The 16,523-nt window shown below is 45.5% G+C and carries 16 protein-coding genes; 3 read left to right on the forward strand and 13 right to left on the reverse strand.

Annotation, left to right across the window (positions count from 1 at the left end):
• Positions 1–747: 747 nt before the first annotated feature.
• A complete protein-coding gene (locus tag EOO49_RS19335) occupies positions 748–1,128 on the reverse strand; it encodes a superinfection immunity protein (protein ID WP_366927249.1) in 381 nt (126 codons plus the stop codon).
• A gap of 138 nt (positions 1,129–1,266) precedes the next feature.
• Here EOO49_RS19335 and EOO49_RS19065 point away from each other — a divergent pair, with 138 nt between their 5' ends.
• Entirely contained in the window at positions 1,267–1,890 is a 624-nt protein-coding gene (locus EOO49_RS19065) for a porin family protein (protein WP_290848666.1), read from the forward strand.
• Between the two features lie 213 nt (positions 1,891–2,103).
• Here the strand turns inward: EOO49_RS19065 and EOO49_RS19070 are convergent, their stop codons facing one another.
• From EOO49_RS19070 to EOO49_RS19110, 9 genes are all read right to left on the reverse strand, one after another.
• A complete protein-coding gene (locus EOO49_RS19070; RefSeq protein ID WP_290848668.1) occupies positions 2,104–3,012 on the reverse strand; it encodes an alpha/beta hydrolase in 909 nt (302 codons plus the stop codon).
• 68 nt (positions 3,013–3,080) lie between these two features.
• Complete coding sequence (locus EOO49_RS19075) at positions 3,081–3,614, reverse strand: YcxB family protein (protein WP_290848670.1); 534 nt, start codon at positions 3,612–3,614, stop codon at positions 3,081–3,083.
• Positions 3,615–3,711: 97 nt separating this feature from the next.
• On the reverse strand, positions 3,712–4,830 hold the full coding sequence (locus EOO49_RS19080) for a transglutaminase domain-containing protein (RefSeq protein ID WP_290848672.1): 1,119 nt from the start codon (positions 4,828–4,830) through the stop codon (positions 3,712–3,714).
• A gap of 1 nt (position 4,831) precedes the next feature.
• Complete coding sequence (locus EOO49_RS19085; RefSeq protein ID WP_290848674.1) at positions 4,832–7,261, reverse strand: ABC transporter permease; 2,430 nt, start codon at positions 7,259–7,261, stop codon at positions 4,832–4,834.
• On the reverse strand, positions 7,258–7,440 hold the full coding sequence (locus EOO49_RS19090; RefSeq protein WP_290848676.1) for a hypothetical protein: 183 nt from the start codon (positions 7,438–7,440) through the stop codon (positions 7,258–7,260). The genes EOO49_RS19085 and EOO49_RS19090 overlap by 4 nt, the downstream gene beginning before the upstream one ends.
• A 3-nt stretch (positions 7,441–7,443) precedes the next feature.
• A complete protein-coding gene (locus EOO49_RS19095) occupies positions 7,444–8,157 on the reverse strand; it encodes an ABC transporter ATP-binding protein (RefSeq protein WP_290848678.1) in 714 nt (237 codons plus the stop codon).
• Positions 8,158–8,186: 29 nt separating this feature from the next.
• Positions 8,187–9,527: a DUF2268 domain-containing putative Zn-dependent protease gene (locus EOO49_RS19100; protein ID WP_290848680.1), complete on the reverse strand. Its 1,341-nt coding sequence runs from the start codon at positions 9,525–9,527 to the stop codon at positions 8,187–8,189.
• A gap of 93 nt (positions 9,528–9,620) precedes the next feature.
• The gene (locus EOO49_RS19105; RefSeq protein ID WP_290848702.1) at positions 9,621–10,058 is read right to left on the reverse strand and encodes a hypothetical protein; all 438 of its coding nucleotides are present in this window, start codon (positions 10,056–10,058) and stop codon (positions 9,621–9,623) included.
• 47 nt (positions 10,059–10,105) lie between these two features.
• Positions 10,106–11,344, reverse strand: a complete 1,239-nt coding sequence (locus EOO49_RS19110) for an efflux RND transporter periplasmic adaptor subunit (RefSeq protein ID WP_290848704.1) — start codon at positions 11,342–11,344, stop codon at positions 10,106–10,108.
• Positions 11,345–11,497: 153 nt separating this feature from the next.
• On the opposite strand from EOO49_RS19110, the gene EOO49_RS19115 reads away from it, so the two are divergent.
• Positions 11,498–12,847, forward strand: coding sequence for a sigma-54 dependent transcriptional regulator (locus EOO49_RS19115; protein ID WP_290848706.1), 1,350 nt, complete (start codon positions 11,498–11,500; stop codon positions 12,845–12,847).
• Positions 12,844–14,163 carry an ATP-binding protein gene (locus EOO49_RS19120; RefSeq protein ID WP_290848708.1) on the forward strand — a complete coding sequence of 440 codons (1,320 nt, stop codon included), beginning with the start codon at positions 12,844–12,846 and terminating at the stop codon, positions 14,161–14,163. Before EOO49_RS19115 ends, EOO49_RS19120 begins: the two co-directional genes overlap by 4 nt.
• A 297-nt stretch (positions 14,164–14,460) precedes the next feature.
• Here EOO49_RS19120 and EOO49_RS19125 read toward each other — a convergent pair whose 3' ends face one another.
• Genes EOO49_RS19125 through trmB form a run of 3 tightly spaced genes read right to left on the reverse strand, consistent with a single transcriptional unit; the run spans position 14,461 to position 16,086 of the window.
• Positions 14,461–14,778, reverse strand: coding sequence for an MGMT family protein (locus tag EOO49_RS19125; protein WP_290848710.1), 318 nt, complete (start codon positions 14,776–14,778; stop codon positions 14,461–14,463).
• On the reverse strand, positions 14,778–15,410 hold the full coding sequence (locus EOO49_RS19130) for a lysine transporter LysE (RefSeq protein WP_290848712.1): 633 nt from the start codon (positions 15,408–15,410) through the stop codon (positions 14,778–14,780). Before EOO49_RS19130 ends, EOO49_RS19125 begins: the two co-directional genes overlap by 1 nt.
• A 1-nt stretch (position 15,411) precedes the next feature.
• Complete coding sequence (gene trmB / locus EOO49_RS19135) at positions 15,412–16,086, reverse strand: tRNA (guanosine(46)-N7)-methyltransferase TrmB (RefSeq protein ID WP_290848714.1); 675 nt, start codon at positions 16,084–16,086, stop codon at positions 15,412–15,414.
• Positions 16,087–16,523 lie beyond the last annotated feature (437 nt).

The raw sequence follows: 16,523 nt of genomic DNA on the forward strand, positions 1-16,523 counted from the left end.
TAAAGGATTCAGTGAACCTCGTTCCTCGGTTTGCCTCGCCGCAAAAGTAACAAAAAGGCTCGCGGCACGACCGATTTTGGCGACCTGACAGCCTTGGAAATTCGGGAATTAAAGGAACTCGCGGGCACTTTTTCTCGAAACGACTTTCTCTTGGGGCGCTCAAACAGCCTTTAATTTACTACGCAAGCTCGTCAGTTCGCGTTGCTCGGGTCACGAATTTCCAAGACGTCAGGTGCCCGCCAAAACGCTCAAATGCCGGACTGATCGGAAAGTGTTTATTGACATTTTTAACTGCGTTGAATCTTCGGGCCCGGAGATTTTTGTGAAACGACTTACTATCTGCTCGGGCCTCGATTTCCGCCGCTGTCGCTTTGGAAAAATGTGTCTCCGAAACACCAAATTTCCTCAATCGCCAAAACCGTTTCCATAACGCCGTCACCGGAAACTTTTGGCGTTGAAAACCCGTGCTTCGAAACAGCAAAAGGTCTATCGAAAACCCGTGGGAAGCCGCATTTTCCTAAGACCTAACAAATCTCCGAGATTTGTTAGGTCTGGCCGAAGTTCGAGGAAAAAACCGGGATTCGGTTACAGATTTTCTGTAGAAAATGTTAAGGTTTTTGATCGAATTGGTTGTTTCGCGCAAATGGACAAACCCGAAATTTTCGATTAAAACCAAGTGAATTCTGCGGCTGACGCAAGATGAGCCAAGCTCGTCTATATTCGGTATATTGAGAAAAAGTTCCATAGTTAATCGATATCACCAGAAATTTCCTCGTCACCTTTAGCGAACAAACTCCAAACCAAAACTCCGAACCAACCAATACCTGTCCAACCCAGAAAAACATTCGCAAGTAAAATTTGCTTAAATCGCTTTTTACCTCTCGAAATCAACGAAGGAATAAAGTAAACGAACGCAAAGACGGCCAACGCCATGAATTTTTCCTTTGTAAATTCCTGGTTTTCGAACGGTAAGTTGGCGTTTAGCAGCGTTGGTACAATCGACACCTTGATTTCTTTTCGGACGAAAGTAGCATTTTGGAAACAAACAGACGATAACAGGTCGACTGCCGGATTTCGCAATCCAAAACAAATAAAGGTTCCGGATACTTCACTACAACGTTTTCCCATAAAAATTCCTATGAAAAAAAACACCAAAACTTTCAAAATGGGCCGTTTGTACCATTTAAGAAATCTTTAAGAACCTAGATTTGGCGTGGTTTGCAGAGGTTTTTACATTTGCCGCATCATCAATCAAAATCAATCATCATGACAAAAATCATTCTCTGCGCGGCAGCTTTTGCCGTGAGCGCTTTTTCGGCGCAAGCACAAGACAAAAAATTGGAATTCGGCGTTAAGGCCGGAGCAAACCTCACCACATTCACAGGCGATTTTGAAGATGCCGAGGTAAAACCGGGTTTTCATGCGGGCGGCATCGCCAACTATCACTTCAACGAAAGTTTCGGGCTCCAAGCCGAAGTTCTATATTCGCTTCAAGGAGCGAAAAGCGGCTATGAAGAAACAGATTTCGGAACGACTTTCAAGAACGTCCGGGTGAATCTTTCCTACATCAACGTGCCGGTTTTGGCCAAATACGAACTCAAAAACGTCCGCGGACTCAGCTTCGGATTCGGGCCACAGGTTGGCGTGTTGGTCAGTGCGAAGCAAAAGTTCGACGCAGTTTCCGGCGGCTCGACCAGCGAGGAATCCGAAGATATAAAGGACCAATTGAAAACGGTAGATTTCAGCGTGATCGGAGACGTGGAGTACAAGTTGGCTTCAAACATTTTCTTCAGTGTTCGCGGGCAACTTGGCGTCTCGAACGTGAACGATGTCGGAAACGATAAGGTCCACAACGCCGGATTGAGTCTTTCGGGCGGTTACAGATTCTAATACAAAAGTTTAATTATTGATGATAGGCAGCTCTTTTGGGCTGCTTTTTTTGTTTCCGATTTTTGGTTTTAAGCCGCACTTTTCCAAAATTTCCAAGACAACCCTGTCACTGTTTATAACCCTGACAGGGTTAGAAAAGTAAGGAAGTCGCACCAAATCCGATTACAGAAAATCTGTAAAAATTCCTAAAGTTTCAAAAGGAAATACCAATCATCAAAAAAACCGCTGATCCGGCTTTCGCTTCACAAACGCGCGCTCAAAAAAAACAGCGATTTTGGCATTGAAGTCCGCTTCAAAAGACCAAAGCGTCGCGTGTCCGGAATTGGGTAAAATCCAAAGTTCGGCGTTTGGCAGGCCGCGGTAGATCTCAAGTGTGTGTTCGGGGCGGATCATATCGTTGTCGCCGCCTATGACCAACGTAGGAGCTTTTATTTTCAACAGATCAAGAGTCGAAATGTGCGGATTTTCGGCCATCAGTCTCTGTAATTTGTATGAAAGCGAATCGGCAGAATTGGCTTTCCCGGATTTGACTTTCGCCTCGATTTCGCGAAACCCTTTTTGCATGTTTTTCCATTCGGAAGGTTCGATCGCCGTGGCGTCCGGACGAAGATTTGCGCCCGTTATCGCCAGTTTCTCTACTTGTTCCGGATGGCGTTGTGCGAGCAGCAAAGCATCGATTCCGCCGTCGCTCCAACCGATTACGTCGGTTTTTTGTACTTTCATCTGACGCAACAATTCCGAGAAATCGTCTGCCATCATTTCATAACTCAGCGAATCTTTTTTGTCGACAGATTTGCCTTGGGCGCGACTTTCGGGCACGATAACGAGGTGGTCTTTCGAAAAATAGCCAATCTGGAACACAAAGTTGTTGATGTCGCCACCGTTTCCGTGAAGCATCAGGATCGGATCGCCTTTTCCATAGGTTTCGACATACATTTTAAACCCGCGGATTTCAAAGAATTTTCCGGAGTTTCGGTAAGGCGAATTTTTCATCGCGCTATCGACTTTCGCTCCAATGTCCGCTGATTTTTCGACCGTCGGAGTATTTGTTTCGGCCGACCGTTTATCGGAACACGACACAAATGTCAAAACCAAAAGCAGCAAACTCACTATTTTTTCCATGATCGGCAATTTAATTATCAAAAAAAACGGTTCCGGGTTGTAAAATGAGTCGTCGTGATTTTGGAAAGTTACCCGATTCGGTCGCGTTTCTGCAATTTCGAATCGAGAAAATCCTTGATTTGCGAATAGGTTTCGGCTCCGACTTCATCAAAAGAAAATGCGAATCCCGTGACCGAACCGCCAACCAGATAAAGCACATTTTCGGTTTCGAGATAGTAGTCGAAATATTTCCAAGAAAGTTTGTGTTCTGACGATGCGTTTTGGGTTAGCAAGAATTCATCCGAAAAGGAAATCGTCGTGATCGCATCTTCGGGCTTCATCTTTGCTTTGGCGCGCGAAATGCCCAAATCCATCGCTTTTTTTCTTTGTTTATAAAGACTTGCGTTTTTGAGAAGTACAAAAATGTACAAAGCTCCGAATCCGATAAGGAGCAAACCCAAGCTACTTTTTCCAACCACGATCGCGATTCCCAAACCAAGAAGAACGATAGCGGAAACCAGGCTGCGGACAACATTTTTCCGGGATTTCTCCCACATCTTATCGAAGATGACGTGAGATTTCCGACGGTATTTCGCTTCGTTATAAACGATTTGGAAGTGCATTCTTCAGTTTTTCGTGAAAATAAAAAAACGGCGGGAATTCCCACCGTTCCAAACAAATATAAAAACAAAGCGTAGTGTAAACTTTGATCCGATCAATTTATTGTTTTCCCCAAAATGCATCGGGATTGTGCGTCTGGAAGTACGTGAATTCGGTTTTGGTTTCGGTGTTGAATTCGGTTTGCTTTTCCTTCTTTTTCCAAGATCCGTCAAGCGGAAGCAATTGCACATACTCGACTTTGTGGCCTGAACGCCACGTTTCGAAATTCGCCTCGCTGCGAACAGGAGTTTCGATTCGGTATAAGTTTTTGGCCATGTACGTGTAAAGGTAATAGTCGGCCGTTTGCGTTTCCTCGCGGTTCCAGTTGGCTTCGGGATTCAGAAGGAGCGTTTTTCCATTTATGAGGCGCTGGCGAACTTCGGAAAGTCCCAACAATTGGCCTTTTTCGTCCATCACATAAGCGTCGAACGTCGGATCGATCCAGATCCAGCGCTTCGATTCGTCGTCAAAAACGCTGTTGATCACGTGGCAATCGTCGAATTGTTCTTCTTTTGGCATGCACGTCACATAGCGGGATTTTATTCCGAGTGCCAAGTAACATTCGTTCAATGCAATGGCCATCATTCGGCAGTTCAGTCCGCGATTTTCCTTTTTGCAGATCGCGACCAAATCTTGGGCATTTCGCGAAGTTGGATTTTTGCTTGAACCATCGTGGCGCACGGTGTTGTGCATCCAATGCATCAGATTCAGGATGCGTGAAGTCGAACTTCCTTCGCCCGCGATCGAATCGAGTTTGAACTTATTTCGGATGCTCACCAAATAAGCGTCATCTGCCGATTGGAAGGAATAGGCCGGAAAATCCTGTTGCTCTTTCGCGTCATATTTTGAAGCCGATTTGAGTTTGTCGAGAAAACTTGGTTGGTACGAAATTCTCGTCAACGCTTCCTTTCCGTCGAATTTGATGATGAAATCGGTTGGTTTTTGCTTGTTGACTTTTACCGTGATCGAATCTTTGTCGGTGAAAAACGTGACGCGATCGTTCGAGGTCACGAATTCGTCCGGACTGACTTCCGAGGAAATCCGCCAGGCGCCTTTTCTCAGTTTCGATCCGTCGCGAACGTCGATGTTGGCAATTCCGGATTCGATTGTCTTGAGTTTCTTTTGTCCGAAACAAATGGCCGCGACAAAAACCAGTCCGATTGTAAAAAAGTGTTTCATGTTATTCGTATTTGAGATATTGCAAAACGTCCACGCGTGTCGCTTTATAAGCTTTTGCGACGACAACCGCCAAAGTGAGCGAGGCCAAAACTACGAATCCAAGGAAAAACGGAAAAGCCGTAATTGGAATTCGGTAAGCGAAATCTTCGAGCCATTTGGACAAGATCAGACGCGTCGGGAAAAAGGCGATGGCGAATCCGACGACACAAAAGATGAGATATTGCTTTGACAATTCCTTCAAGAGCGAGCTGGTTTCTGCTCCCAAAGTCTTGCGGATCGCGATTTCCTTCATGCGTCTTTCAATCGAGAACGAAGCCAGGGCGAAAAGTCCGAAAAGCGCGATCAGGATTACGACGGCGTTCAAAAGCTCGAACAAATCGCGTTGGTTCACGAAATTCTTGTAAGTGCGCTCGAAATTCTTGTCGACGAAATCGTAAGTGAACGGATATTCGGTATCGACGTTTTTTGTCCAGAATTTTGCCATCGCGCCCAAAGCGGCCTCCGACTGTGCCGGATCGATCTTGACCATGATGTGGTTGGTATTGTTGATCATCCAATCGACGGTTTTGTAGTGAAAAAGCAACATCGGCGGAATCTCGTTTTGCGGTCCGGCGATGTGGAAATCCTTGACGATTCCCACGATCTCGAAGTCGCGTCCGTTCCATTTGAATTTTTTCCCGATAGGTTTTTTCTCCTTCATCATGCGCTGCACGGTTTCGTTTATAAGCACGGACGAAATCGTGTCCGAAGCGAATTTTGAGGAAAGCTTGCGGCCTTTGGCGAGCTTGATGTGCATCATGTCCATAAACTCAAAATCGGTTGCCATGTTTTTCGCCTGGATCTGGATGTCGTTGTAATCGAAACCAGAAGACGAATTGGCGTCGTTCCCAAAAGAAAAAGCGCCACCGGCAACGGTTTTCACGCCAGGCATCTTGAGCAATTCGGCCTTGACCGTGTTGTAACGCATCACGAGTTTTTTCTGGTAATCGGGTTGGTGCCAATCGTATGGATTCCTGTAAATCACATCGACTACCTGATCGCCCTTGAAACCCATGTCTTTCGTGCTCATGAAATGCACTTGTTCATAGACGATATGACTTCCGATGATAAAAAATGCGGCGATCGCAAACTGCAAAACCAACATTCCGTTCCTGATCCAAACACCGCTTTTGCTGCGTCCGAAGTTGCCTTTCAAGACTTTCAGCGTTTCGAAATTCGAGACGTAAACCGCAGGGAAAATTCCGGCGAAGACGATCACGATGGCAAAGATCGCGACGAGTTTGAGGAAGAATTCGCTTCCGTTCATCTGCAAATTTTTCCCGAGAAATTCATTGTAATGCGGAAGCGCCAATTCTACGATCGCCAATGCGAGCAAAATCGAGAAAATCGTGGTGAAAACGGTTTCTGTAAGGAATTGCAGCACGATATTCGATTTGCTTGCGCCGATGATTCTGCGAACGCCAACCTCTTTTGCGCGTTTGATCGCACTTGCCGTGGCCAGATTCACGTAGTTCACGATCGACAAAATCAGGATCATCACTGACAATCCGGCCATGATCAGCAGGAATTTGTAGTTGCCTTTTCCTTCGGGATAACCGTCTACTCTCGAGTTGAGGCGCGCTTCGGCAATTGATTCGAGTTCAACCTCGGTTTTGCCGTGTTTCTTGATGAAAGCCTCGAGCGTCATGCCTTCTTCCTTGGCATATTTGGCCGTGCGGTTCACGATGTAGATTCGTTCGAGCTGCTTAATCACTTTTTCCTTATCGGATGGATTTTTGAGCTTCAGAAACAAATTGAAGTTGAAATTTCCCCATTGGTCCTTGTTCTCACGCAAATACGGTTCGATGTCTCGCGTCACGATGTTCGGAGCGATCGAAGACTTGCCGGGAATGCGGTAAACGCCGCGCACGATGTGGGTTTTGTTCGACAGCGAAAGTTGTTGCCCGACGGCTTTCTCGTTCCCGAAAATCTGCTTGGCGATACTTTCTTCCAATGCTATGCTGTTTTCGTCGCTCAAAGCCGACGTCGCGCTTCCTTCGATGAACTCAAACGGAAAATAATCGAAAAACGGCTGTTGTGAATCGACGACTTTCTCGATCACGAATTTTTTGTCCTTGAACTTGATGCTTTCCTTTCTGTAACCGGTTTCGGTGTAACAATAACTCACGAGCTCCGGACTTTGCGCTTTGAGATAACGGCCCAAAGGTTCGCTCGAATACGGCCAACTCATATCGGCACTTACGTTGTTCACGACCTGGAAAACGTCGTCTTTGTTTGGATTCCAGGCGTTGTACGAATGTTCCTCGTTCCAGTACAAAACCGCGAAAATGATTCCGCTTATGCCAATTGCCAAGCCCAAAGTGTTCAGGATCGAGAACAATTTGTTCTGCTTCAAATGGTAAATGAAGACTTTTATCCAGTTCTTGATCATGACAATGCGGTTTTGGTTTTGGACAATGTCTTTGGAAGCTCGGGCGATTCGATCGGTTTGATTTTTTCGACGCGAATTTCCGGAAGGAGCAATTTCGGACACTCGATTTTTGGACCCGATGTCAAACTTGCGATGGTCGAAGCCACGACTGCAGTGAATTTAAAGATGACTTTCTGCATGGCTCAGGCTTTTTGCGCGTCCACGAAAACGTCGACATTGCGTTGGTTCGTTTTCTCGGAAAAGACAACTCCGTCTTTCATGTGAATCGTTCGCTGGGAAAAAGAGGCGTCGTAGTCAGAGTGCGTCACCATTAGGATTGTCGCGCCTTTCGCGTGCAAATCGGTGAGCAATTCCATGACTTCGTTTCCGTTTTTCGAGTCGAGATTTCCCGTCGGTTCATCGGCAAGGATGATTTTCGGATCGTTCACCAAAGCTCTTGCGACGGCGACTCTTTGTTGTTGTCCGCCAGAAAGTTGCTGCGGATAATGTTTCAACCGATGCGAAATCCCGAGTTTTTCGGCAATTTCCTCGACCTTCTTTTTTCGGTCAGGAGCCGCGACTTTATTGTAAATAAGTGGCAATTCGATGTTGTCGAAAACCGACAGTTCGTCTATCAGGTTAAAATTCTGGAAAATGAAACCGATGTTGTGCTTGCGAACCTGCGAACGGTCTTTTTCCTTGAGTCCGACCATTTCGTCGTTGAGCAGTTTGTAGCTTCCGCCACTCGGACTGTCGAGCAATCCGATGATGTTGAGCAAAGTCGATTTCCCGCAACCCGACGGACCCATGATCGACAGGAAATCACCTTGATCAATGGTGAGATTTATGCCGTTGAGCGCCGTGGTTTGTACGTCTTCGGTTCTGAAAACTTTTGTGAGATTGTTGATTGTTATCATGATGATTGATGGTGTTTAATTGTTCATTGTTAATTTGTTTTGAACAGGATTTTGTAAGTTTCATTCCTGAGTTTGAAACCATCCTGTGATTTGAAACCGCGGTTGGTGATGACGAATCCATAGTCTGTTTTGGGTTCGAGTTTCATTCGGATCCTCACGGTTTTGTTCTCATTCGAAAACCCGATTATTTCTGTGATCGGCCAGCCGTTTTTACCGAATTCTTCCGAATAGTTCATCGAATAAGCCTTCGGATTCATCGGCTTGGAAAACGTGATCGTGTACTCGGTCAGGTTCGATGAAACACTTTTCTCGCCGTTCTGGAATGGCCCGACCGAAACGATTTCGGGACAAAGCGATTCGTATTCTTTCACGATTTCAGATTTCACGATCGGCGTTTTGAAATAACCTGATTTTTGTACGAATTCAAGCAATTTACTTTCATCGGAATACTCGAGATCAATAATTTCCGAAACGGCTTTTTTCTTGTCTTTGGCCTTTTCGTAATACCGTTTGCAGATTTCATATCCGACATAATAACCCAAATCGGATGCTTCACCTTTTTGCGTGCCATTGTAAAGCCAATTTGCGGTATTGTCGGTGAACATTTCGAGTCTAAAGCGGTTTTTGACTTCGTCGGCGTGCGCTTTTCCGTAGGTCAAATAGAATGATTCAAGCGGTTTTTTGGTCGCCAATTCGGCAATGAAATCGCAAGAACCTTCCTGGATGCAACTTGCCAAAACCGTTTCGGCGCCTTGTTTTTGCTGCGTATGGACATATTCGTGAACGTTCAGGAACACGACATTGTCCAAACTTTGTTTCTTGAAGACATTTCCGAGCCAGTCGTTCTCGAATTCGGACACGTCTGTCTTGGCATCGGCTGTGGCGATTTCGGTTCCGATGAGCACTTTGTCGCCGTCGACCGTTCCTCCGGATCGCAATCCGCCAACGGTGAAATACAGGTTCGCCGGACGCAGCTTCGGATAAAGTTTCCTGAAGTTCGCGATCGCTTGCTCGATTTCGGCTTCCTTCGACTTGATCGTGAAAGTGTTCGCGCGCACCGAATTCCAGAACTTCGGATATTTCGCAATCAATTCGACCCAAAGCGTATCGGAATAATTCCTGACTTTCATGAACGAGCGCAATCCGTCAGTGCCTTTTTCGATGTAAATTTCGTTGATAAGCTGGAGTTTTTGCGCCTTATCTGACGTTTTGGAAATCGCGTCATAAGCGTTCCAGAAATTGTCGATATCCGAGGAAAACACACGCGATTGCGCCAAAGAAACCGAGGTAATCAATAAGGAATAAATAATAATCAACAATTGGCGCGCCTTGCCCAGGTTTTTATTCTTAGATGTAATTTTGCTTTTCATTGGTGATTGTCAACTTTCAATTACTCATTACTCATTACTCATTACTCATTATTCATTACTCATTACTCATTACTCATTACTAATTATTAATTATCAGTCGATTTCTGTCCAATTGCACTTGAATTTCCCCTTCGCATTTTCGCCTTTCAACGTCAACCGATATTCGACTCCGGGCTCGAGATTGAAAGTCTTCATATTGTTGTTGACGCCCGTGCCGCGCGCCCGAAGGGAAATATGGGCAAGATTGCAGGTGTTTTCTTCGCCCGAAAATACGACTTCACATTCACCTTTTGTCAAGGTCAGCACATAATCGAGCGCAATTTTCGCCGGAAGTTCGCTAAAGAACGTGACGTAAGTTTCGCCCGTGAAATCCTTGAATTTATCGACAGTTCCTGACAGCGAAGTGGCGTTGCTCCACGATTTACCTTCAACGCCATTCACGAATTGTGTGCCCGAAGTCTTGATGTTTTTGGTTTGTGCCGACGCGGAAATGGCCACGAACAAGATTGCAATTTTGATTAGATTTTTCATTTTGATTGATTTTTGATTTGATTGATGATTGAAACTCTTTTTAATTATTAATTGAACCCCAGTTCTTCGACGTCCTTATAATCGACATAGGAAGAAACGACCACTTTCTCGCCGGCCTTCAAGCCCGACAAAACCTCGTAATAATCGGGATTTTCGCGTCCTAGTTTCACTTGTCTTTTTTCGGCTTTTTTTCCGTTTACCACGAAAATCCATTTGCCTGAAGTGTCGGTGAAAAATTGGCCTTTCGGGATCACGAGTTGTTTTTCCTTTCCGGATAAAGTCAACCGAACGCCAAACGACGTTCCTTGTTGCAACGCCAATTTCGCTTCTTTCGGGAACGCCAATTCCACTTGAAAACGGCCGCCTTTTACTTCGGGAAGTACTTTGATTACGGTGACTTCCACCAATTGTCCTTTGATTTCGATGTTTCCTTTTTGTCCAGATGCGACTTTCTCGAGATAGAATTCATCGACGTCCGCAACCAATTTGTAACCTTGTTGCAAGTCGATTTTTCCGATGCTTTCGCCCGCTTGATACGTTTTTCCGATAATCGGCTCGAACGAGGTCAACGTTCCTGATTCCGTGGCCGTGATCAGGAAATTCTTTTTGTTCTGGCGCAAAATCTCGAGCGACTTTTCCATCGTGGCAATCGATCTGTCGATTTGTGCAACCTGGATTTTGTTCGTGGCTTTTTCGCGTTGCACGCTTTGCTTGATTTGGTCGCGTCTTTCCGTCTGATAGCGAAAATCCTCCTGAAATTTGTTCCAGTCGTTTTTAGAGATCACGTCTTTCGAGAACAAGGTTTTGTTGAGTTCGTACAAGCGTTTGGCGTCGTTGAAATCGTGTTCGATACTCGCCAAATCCTTGATCAGGCCCAATTCCTGATTCCTGATGTTGAGTTTCCCGACGTTCAGGTTGTTCATTTGTTCGATGATCGCCGTTTCCTGGGTCATATAACCGAGTTCTGAATTAGGGTTGTACATTTTGGCGAGCGCTTGTCCTTTCTCGACGTGCGTTCCGTTTTCGGCGAAAATCTCCTGGACAGATCCGCCTTCGACGATATTTACGAACATCGTGTGCAACGGCTCGACTCTGGCCTCGAACGTCATGAAATCCTCGAATTGTTCTTCGGCAACCTCACGGATCATGATTTCTGAAGCCGTCACATTCAAAGAACGCTTTTTCGAAAAAGAGAAGTAGGCCATAAGCGAAAAGGCCAAAATTACGACGCCTGCAAGGGTCGCAATTTTTAATTTTCTACTTTTACGGTTGATGACGGTATCCATGATTGTTTTGTTTTTCACATTCACATTTGTCAGAATCGTGCCAGTAAAAAATAGAATTTCATTTTACTGAATTACAACAACTTACAGGTTTTTATTTAGTTTCAGGTGTCCGATTTCGGACAGTGAACGTACACAAGCGGACAGTCCACGAACATGAGGAAAAAGCAAGCCACGATTTTAATTGTCGACGATCAGGAAGAAATCTTGTTCGCGGCAAAAATGGCGCTTAAAAAACACTTCGAAACCATTCACAGCACGAGCAATCCCAAAACGCTTTACCAACTTTTGGCCGAGACCAAACCAGACGTCGTGTTGCTGGACATGAATTATAGGATAGGATTTGAGGACGGACGCGAAGGCATTCACTGGCTGCGCGAGATTGCGAATCTGTATCCGAACACTTGCGTGATCCTGATGACGGCTTTCGGAAAAATTGAAACCGCGGTCGAAGGCATAAAAATCGGGGCATTCGACTATATGATGAAACCCTGGGACAATTCGAAATTGTTGGAAATTGTCGAAAAAGCAGTTTCCGAAAGCAGGCGACGCCAGAAAAAACCCGTCGAATTTTCGGGTGATAAATCGTATTTCATCGGAACATCGGCTAAAATAAAACAGGCGTATTCAATTGCCGACAAAGTCGCGAAAACGGACGCGAACGTGCTTTTGCTGGGAGAAAACGGAACCGGGAAATTCGTGTTTGCCGAATACATCCACCAAAATTCCAACCGAAAAACCCAACCTTTCGTGCACGTCGATTTGGGTTCGCTGTCTGACAATTTATTCGAAAGCGAATTGTTCGGTTATGCGAAAGGCGCGTTCACCGACGCAAAAACCGACACGGCCGGACGTTTTGAAACCGCTCAAGGCGGAACGATTTTTCTGGACGAAATCGGGAATGTTCCGCTGCATTTACAGGCGAAATTATTGTCGGTTTTACAGACGAAAACCGTCGTGCGATTGGGCGAGAGCAAACCGCGTCCGCTTGACGTGAGGATCATTTCGGCGACGAACGCGAATCTGTCTGAGGAAGTCAGGAAAAAACAGTTTCGCGAGGATTTGTTCTATCGGATAAATACGATGGAAATCACGCTTCCGCCTTTGCGCGAGCGACAGTCGGACATTTTGCCGCTGGCCGAATTCCTGCTTTCGGACAAAATGGAAAAATACAACCTGCGCGATTTGCAGTTCGATGAAAGCAATCTCAATTGGCTCGAGCGTTATCCTTGGCCGGGAAATATCCGTGAACTTGAGAACAAGATCGAGCGCGCCGTGATATTGAACGATTCGGGCAAGATTTCTGTATCCGATCTTGACATTTTCGAATATAAGCCCGAGATTAAATTGGACGAGGAAAATCCACTTTCCGATCTTGAAAAACAGGCCATCGAAAAAGCTTTGATCAAACATTCGGGCAACATTTCCAAAACCGCCGACGAACTTGGATTGTCGCGTCCGGCCTTGTATCGCCGCATGGAAAAATACAACATCGGAACAAAATGAGATTTCACACGGCACTTTTCCTGCGCGTTTTCGCGATCGTGATCTTGCTCGGTTTGGGCACTTATTTTGGGTTCGCAAAAATGCCTTACAACACCGCTTTGTCGATTTTTGTGTGCGCGATTTGCCTTGTCGAAATGTATTTCCACCTGAGAAACCGTGCGCTGATTTACGACAAGACGATCCTTTCGATCCTGCACGGCGATTTTTCGTCAGAATTGCCCGAAAGTTACAGATCCGGCAATTATTCGAATTTGTACAATCTGTATCAGGTTTCCAGGAAAAAGCAGTTTGAGCTTTCGTCCCGCGACTTCGTTTTCACCTCGATTTTGGACAATGTCGATACGGCGATCCTGATTTTGAAAAAGTCTGATGAAAATTGGTCGGTTTTTTTGATGAACGCCTATTTTTCGAAGCTTTTCGGTGTTCCGAAGTTTCGGAATTGGTCGCATCTGAAGGCGAAAATTCCATCTTTTGCCGAGATTTTGGAGCAGCACGATTTTTCCGAGATCAAGTCGTCGGCAGAAATTCGTCTGGACGAAGGCGAACTGCAGACGTTTTCGATCCAAACGTCCAAATCACAAAATTTCGACGATGTCTATTATGTGGTTTTGCTCGATTCCATCCAAAAAGTCGTCGAAAAAAAGGAAAAACAGGCTTGGGTAAATCTTATGAACGTGATTTCGCACGAGCTTATGAATTCGCTTACGCCGATTCAATCTTTGTCGCAAAGTCTGAACGATTTGGTGCAGCACGAAAACCTCGAACAAGACGACCTGCAAGACGTTCGCGAAGGTTTGGCGACCATCGTGAACCGTTCGAATCACTTGACATTTTTCGTCGAGAATTACAGAAAGCTTACGATGCTTCCGACTCCGATCAAAATTCCAACGAATCTCAACGAACTCATCAAGCAATGTTTGAGCGTCATGTCGCCGATTTTGAAACAGGAAGGAATCTCGGTAGAAAACAACGTGAATTTCGTGACCGCGGCCAATGTCGATGCGCAACAGCTGGAACAGGTTTTTATCAATTTGGTCACGAACAGCATTTTGGCGCTAAAGGAAAAACCGGAGAAAAAAATCTATCTCGAGTCTTGGACAGAGCCGAATCGGATGTTCATCGGGATTTCAGATACGGGAAAAGGCATCGAAAAAGAGATTCGCGACAAGATTTTCCTGCCGTTTTTTACCACTCGAAAAGACGGTGCGGGAATTGGGCTGACGCTTTCGAAAAATATCGTTGAGGCGCATGGCGGTTATTTGAATTATGCGCCACGCGATGGGAAAACGGAGTTTGTGGTTTGTTTGGTGATGTAAAACTTCAACATTCGTTATTCGTTGTTCGTTGTTCGTTGTTCGTTGTTCAAAATTAATTCACTTTGAAGTTTATTCGAACTTTGTCCGTTTTTACCTTGGATTCAAGGATTTTCCTTCGCTTCGCCTTGGTCTCGGATCTCACAGATTTTTGATTTTCGGCGATTGGCCACGAATTCACGAATATCGCTATCGTGAATTACTCACAACAATGCTGCTGCTTCTACTTCAGCCGCTGCTTCTGCTTCTGCCACTGCTTCTGCTTCTGCTTCTGCTTCTGCCACTGCCACTTCAAATCTGCTACTGAACAACCGGCTGCCAAAAATATTTCTCAAAATCCACGACCTGATTGTCTTTGACCGAAACGCCTTCACTTTCGAGAAGTTGCTGCATCAGATTCGTGCCTTCGAAGTGGTGTTTTCCCGTGAGGACGCCGACTCTGTTCACGACTCTGTGCGCCGGAATGTCTTCGGGACAATTGTTCATCGCCCATCCGACCATTCTCGCAGAGCGAGCCGAGCCGATTGCCTTTGCGATTGCGCCGTAAGACGTGACTTTCCCGTATGGAATTTGTCGGGCGATTTCGTAAATGCGCTCAAACAGGTTGACTTCGGCCATCACTTGTAGTTTTGGATCACGTTCACAAGGCTTATCAACGCTATGATTCCGGTAATCGATCCGATGACGTAGTTCATGTTTCTCACGATAAAAGTCGTGCGGTGTTCCATCTTTTCGAAAAAGGTCACGAAGAAGTAGAATCCGACCATCGTTCCGACGAAAATCCCAAACACGAAAATCGAGACGAAAGGCAATTCAAAGGTAAAAACCTGATACGACGCCAGCATCAGACTCAAAAACACATAAAACGGAATCGTTAGGAAATTCAGACTCGATAGCAAAACGCCCCAAAAGAAACGGCTTTTCTTGCTCTTGAACTTGACGACTTTTTTCTTGGGTTTGGACGCTTTGGCGAAAATCAGGAAATACAACGTCAGTCCTGTAAAAATCACGAGTCCGGCCTCGCGCAGCTTGAGGATTATCTCCGGATGCTTGTCGAGAAATTTGGCAAAGATGATGGCAATGAAACTTTGGATGGCCAAAACCAGCGATGCTCCGAGCGCAAAAACCAACGCCCGCGAATTTCCCTCGCTGCGGTTGATCTTTACGGCTGTCATGTTCAGCAATCCGGGAGGCGTGATTCCCGCAATCGAGGCGCAAAGGCCCATGAACAATGACAAAACGTATTGCATGTTACTTGATTTTGAACCTAATATACGTAATAGGTTTGTCCTGTTCCAAATAATGGGACTCGTAAAATGTCTGGATTCCGGTCACTTCTTCGGGCGCACCTTCGTTTCTATAAATGTTGTGGTTGGCATATAAAACCTCGTGGCCTTGTCCGTGCAAAAGGCCCAAAGTGTAGCCGTGCATGAACTCGGAGTCGGTTTTGAGGTGTACGATTCCGTCAGATGCAAGAATTTTCTTGTAACGCGCCAAAAATTCCATGTTGGTCATTCTGTGCTTGGTGCGCTTATACTTTATTTGCGGATCTGGAAAAGTGATCCAGATTTCAGAAACTTCTCCTTCGGCAAAAAGCTTGTCGATCAACTCGATCTGCGTTCTGAGGAAAGCGACATTTGAAATTCCGTTTTCGACAGCCGTTTTCGCGCCTCTCCAAAAACGAGCGCCTTTGATGTCGACGCCCACAAAATTCTTCTCGGGGAATTTCTCGCCCAAAGCCACGGAATATTCGCCTTTGCCGCAGCCCAATTCCAAAACGATCGGATTTTCGTTTTTGAAATACTCCGAATTCCACTTTCCCTTCAATTGAAACGTGTTCGAAATGACTTCGTCGCGATTCGGCTGGATTACGTTGGCGAACGTTTCGTTTTCCCTGAATCTTTTGAGTTTGTTTTTGCTTCCCATTTTGTTTCGCTTTTGCAGCGGGCAAAAGTAGTGCTTTTTTCTGTTTTTTTTGGAGCTTTTTCCGGCTACCTGGCACTAGCTTTTTTGCAAAAACCGGTTTTTCTAGGGTTTAAAACGAGCTTCCTGCGGTCGCTGTTTTAAACTTAGAAAAATTCGGTTTTTTCTGCGAAAGGCTAGTTGCCGCTATCCGGGCTATTTTCTTTTAGCCGCAAAATCTTTTTCCTTTATAATTTCCTGTGTAACCGGATTTTTCTCACTCTCGAGCCGCAAAGAACGAGCTGCGCTCGTTTGGTGTTTTTCGCCGGCTGCGCCGTCGCGGGCTTTGATTTTGATTCGTCGCCTGCCAGCGGGGCTTACTTTTACTTCATTGATTTTTATTGTTTTTTAAAGGATTCAGTGAACCTCGTTCCTCGGTTTGCCTCGCCGCAAAAGTAACA

Source organism: Flavobacterium sp., from assembly GCF_004295795.1.
Taxonomy (GTDB): domain Bacteria; phylum Bacteroidota; class Bacteroidia; order Flavobacteriales; family Flavobacteriaceae; genus Flavobacterium.

What these genes read in the sequence shown, in the direction of transcription:
- EOO49_RS19120 (WP_290848708.1), top strand. Translation starts at nt 12,844, where the DNA reads ATGAGATTTCACACGGCACTTTTCCTGCGCGTTTTCGCGATCGTGATC.
- EOO49_RS19080 (WP_290848672.1), bottom strand. Translation starts at nt 4,830, where the DNA reads ATGAAACACTTTTTTACAATCGGACTGGTTTTTGTCGCGGCCATTTGT.
- trmB (WP_290848714.1), bottom strand. Translation starts at nt 16,086, where the DNA reads ATGGGAAGCAAAAACAAACTCAAAAGATTCAGGGAAAACGAAACGTTC.
- EOO49_RS19100 (WP_290848680.1), bottom strand. Translation starts at nt 9,527, where the DNA reads ATGAAAAGCAAAATTACATCTAAGAATAAAAACCTGGGCAAGGCGCGC.
- EOO49_RS19110 (WP_290848704.1), bottom strand. Translation starts at nt 11,344, where the DNA reads ATGGATACCGTCATCAACCGTAAAAGTAGAAAATTAAAAATTGCGACC.
- EOO49_RS19105 (WP_290848702.1), bottom strand. Translation starts at nt 10,058, where the DNA reads ATGAAAAATCTAATCAAAATTGCAATCTTGTTCGTGGCCATTTCCGCG.
- EOO49_RS19125 (WP_290848710.1), bottom strand. Translation starts at nt 14,778, where the DNA reads ATGGCCGAAGTCAACCTGTTTGAGCGCATTTACGAAATCGCCCGACAA.
- EOO49_RS19095 (WP_290848678.1), bottom strand. Translation starts at nt 8,157, where the DNA reads ATGATAACAATCAACAATCTCACAAAAGTTTTCAGAACCGAAGACGTA.
- EOO49_RS19335 (WP_366927249.1), bottom strand. Translation starts at nt 1,128, where the DNA reads ATGGGAAAACGTTGTAGTGAAGTATCCGGAACCTTTATTTGTTTTGGA.
- EOO49_RS19075 (WP_290848670.1), bottom strand. Translation starts at nt 3,614, where the DNA reads ATGCACTTCCAAATCGTTTATAACGAAGCGAAATACCGTCGGAAATCT.
- EOO49_RS19070 (WP_290848668.1), bottom strand. Translation starts at nt 3,012, where the DNA reads ATGGAAAAAATAGTGAGTTTGCTGCTTTTGGTTTTGACATTTGTGTCG.
- EOO49_RS19085 (WP_290848674.1), bottom strand. Translation starts at nt 7,261, where the DNA reads ATGATCAAGAACTGGATAAAAGTCTTCATTTACCATTTGAAGCAGAAC.
- EOO49_RS19065 (WP_290848666.1), top strand. Translation starts at nt 1,267, where the DNA reads ATGACAAAAATCATTCTCTGCGCGGCAGCTTTTGCCGTGAGCGCTTTT.
- EOO49_RS19115 (WP_290848706.1), top strand. Translation starts at nt 11,498, where the DNA reads ATGAGGAAAAAGCAAGCCACGATTTTAATTGTCGACGATCAGGAAGAA.
- EOO49_RS19090 (WP_290848676.1), bottom strand. Translation starts at nt 7,440, where the DNA reads ATGCAGAAAGTCATCTTTAAATTCACTGCAGTCGTGGCTTCGACCATC.
- EOO49_RS19130 (WP_290848712.1), bottom strand. Translation starts at nt 15,410, where the DNA reads ATGCAATACGTTTTGTCATTGTTCATGGGCCTTTGCGCCTCGATTGCG.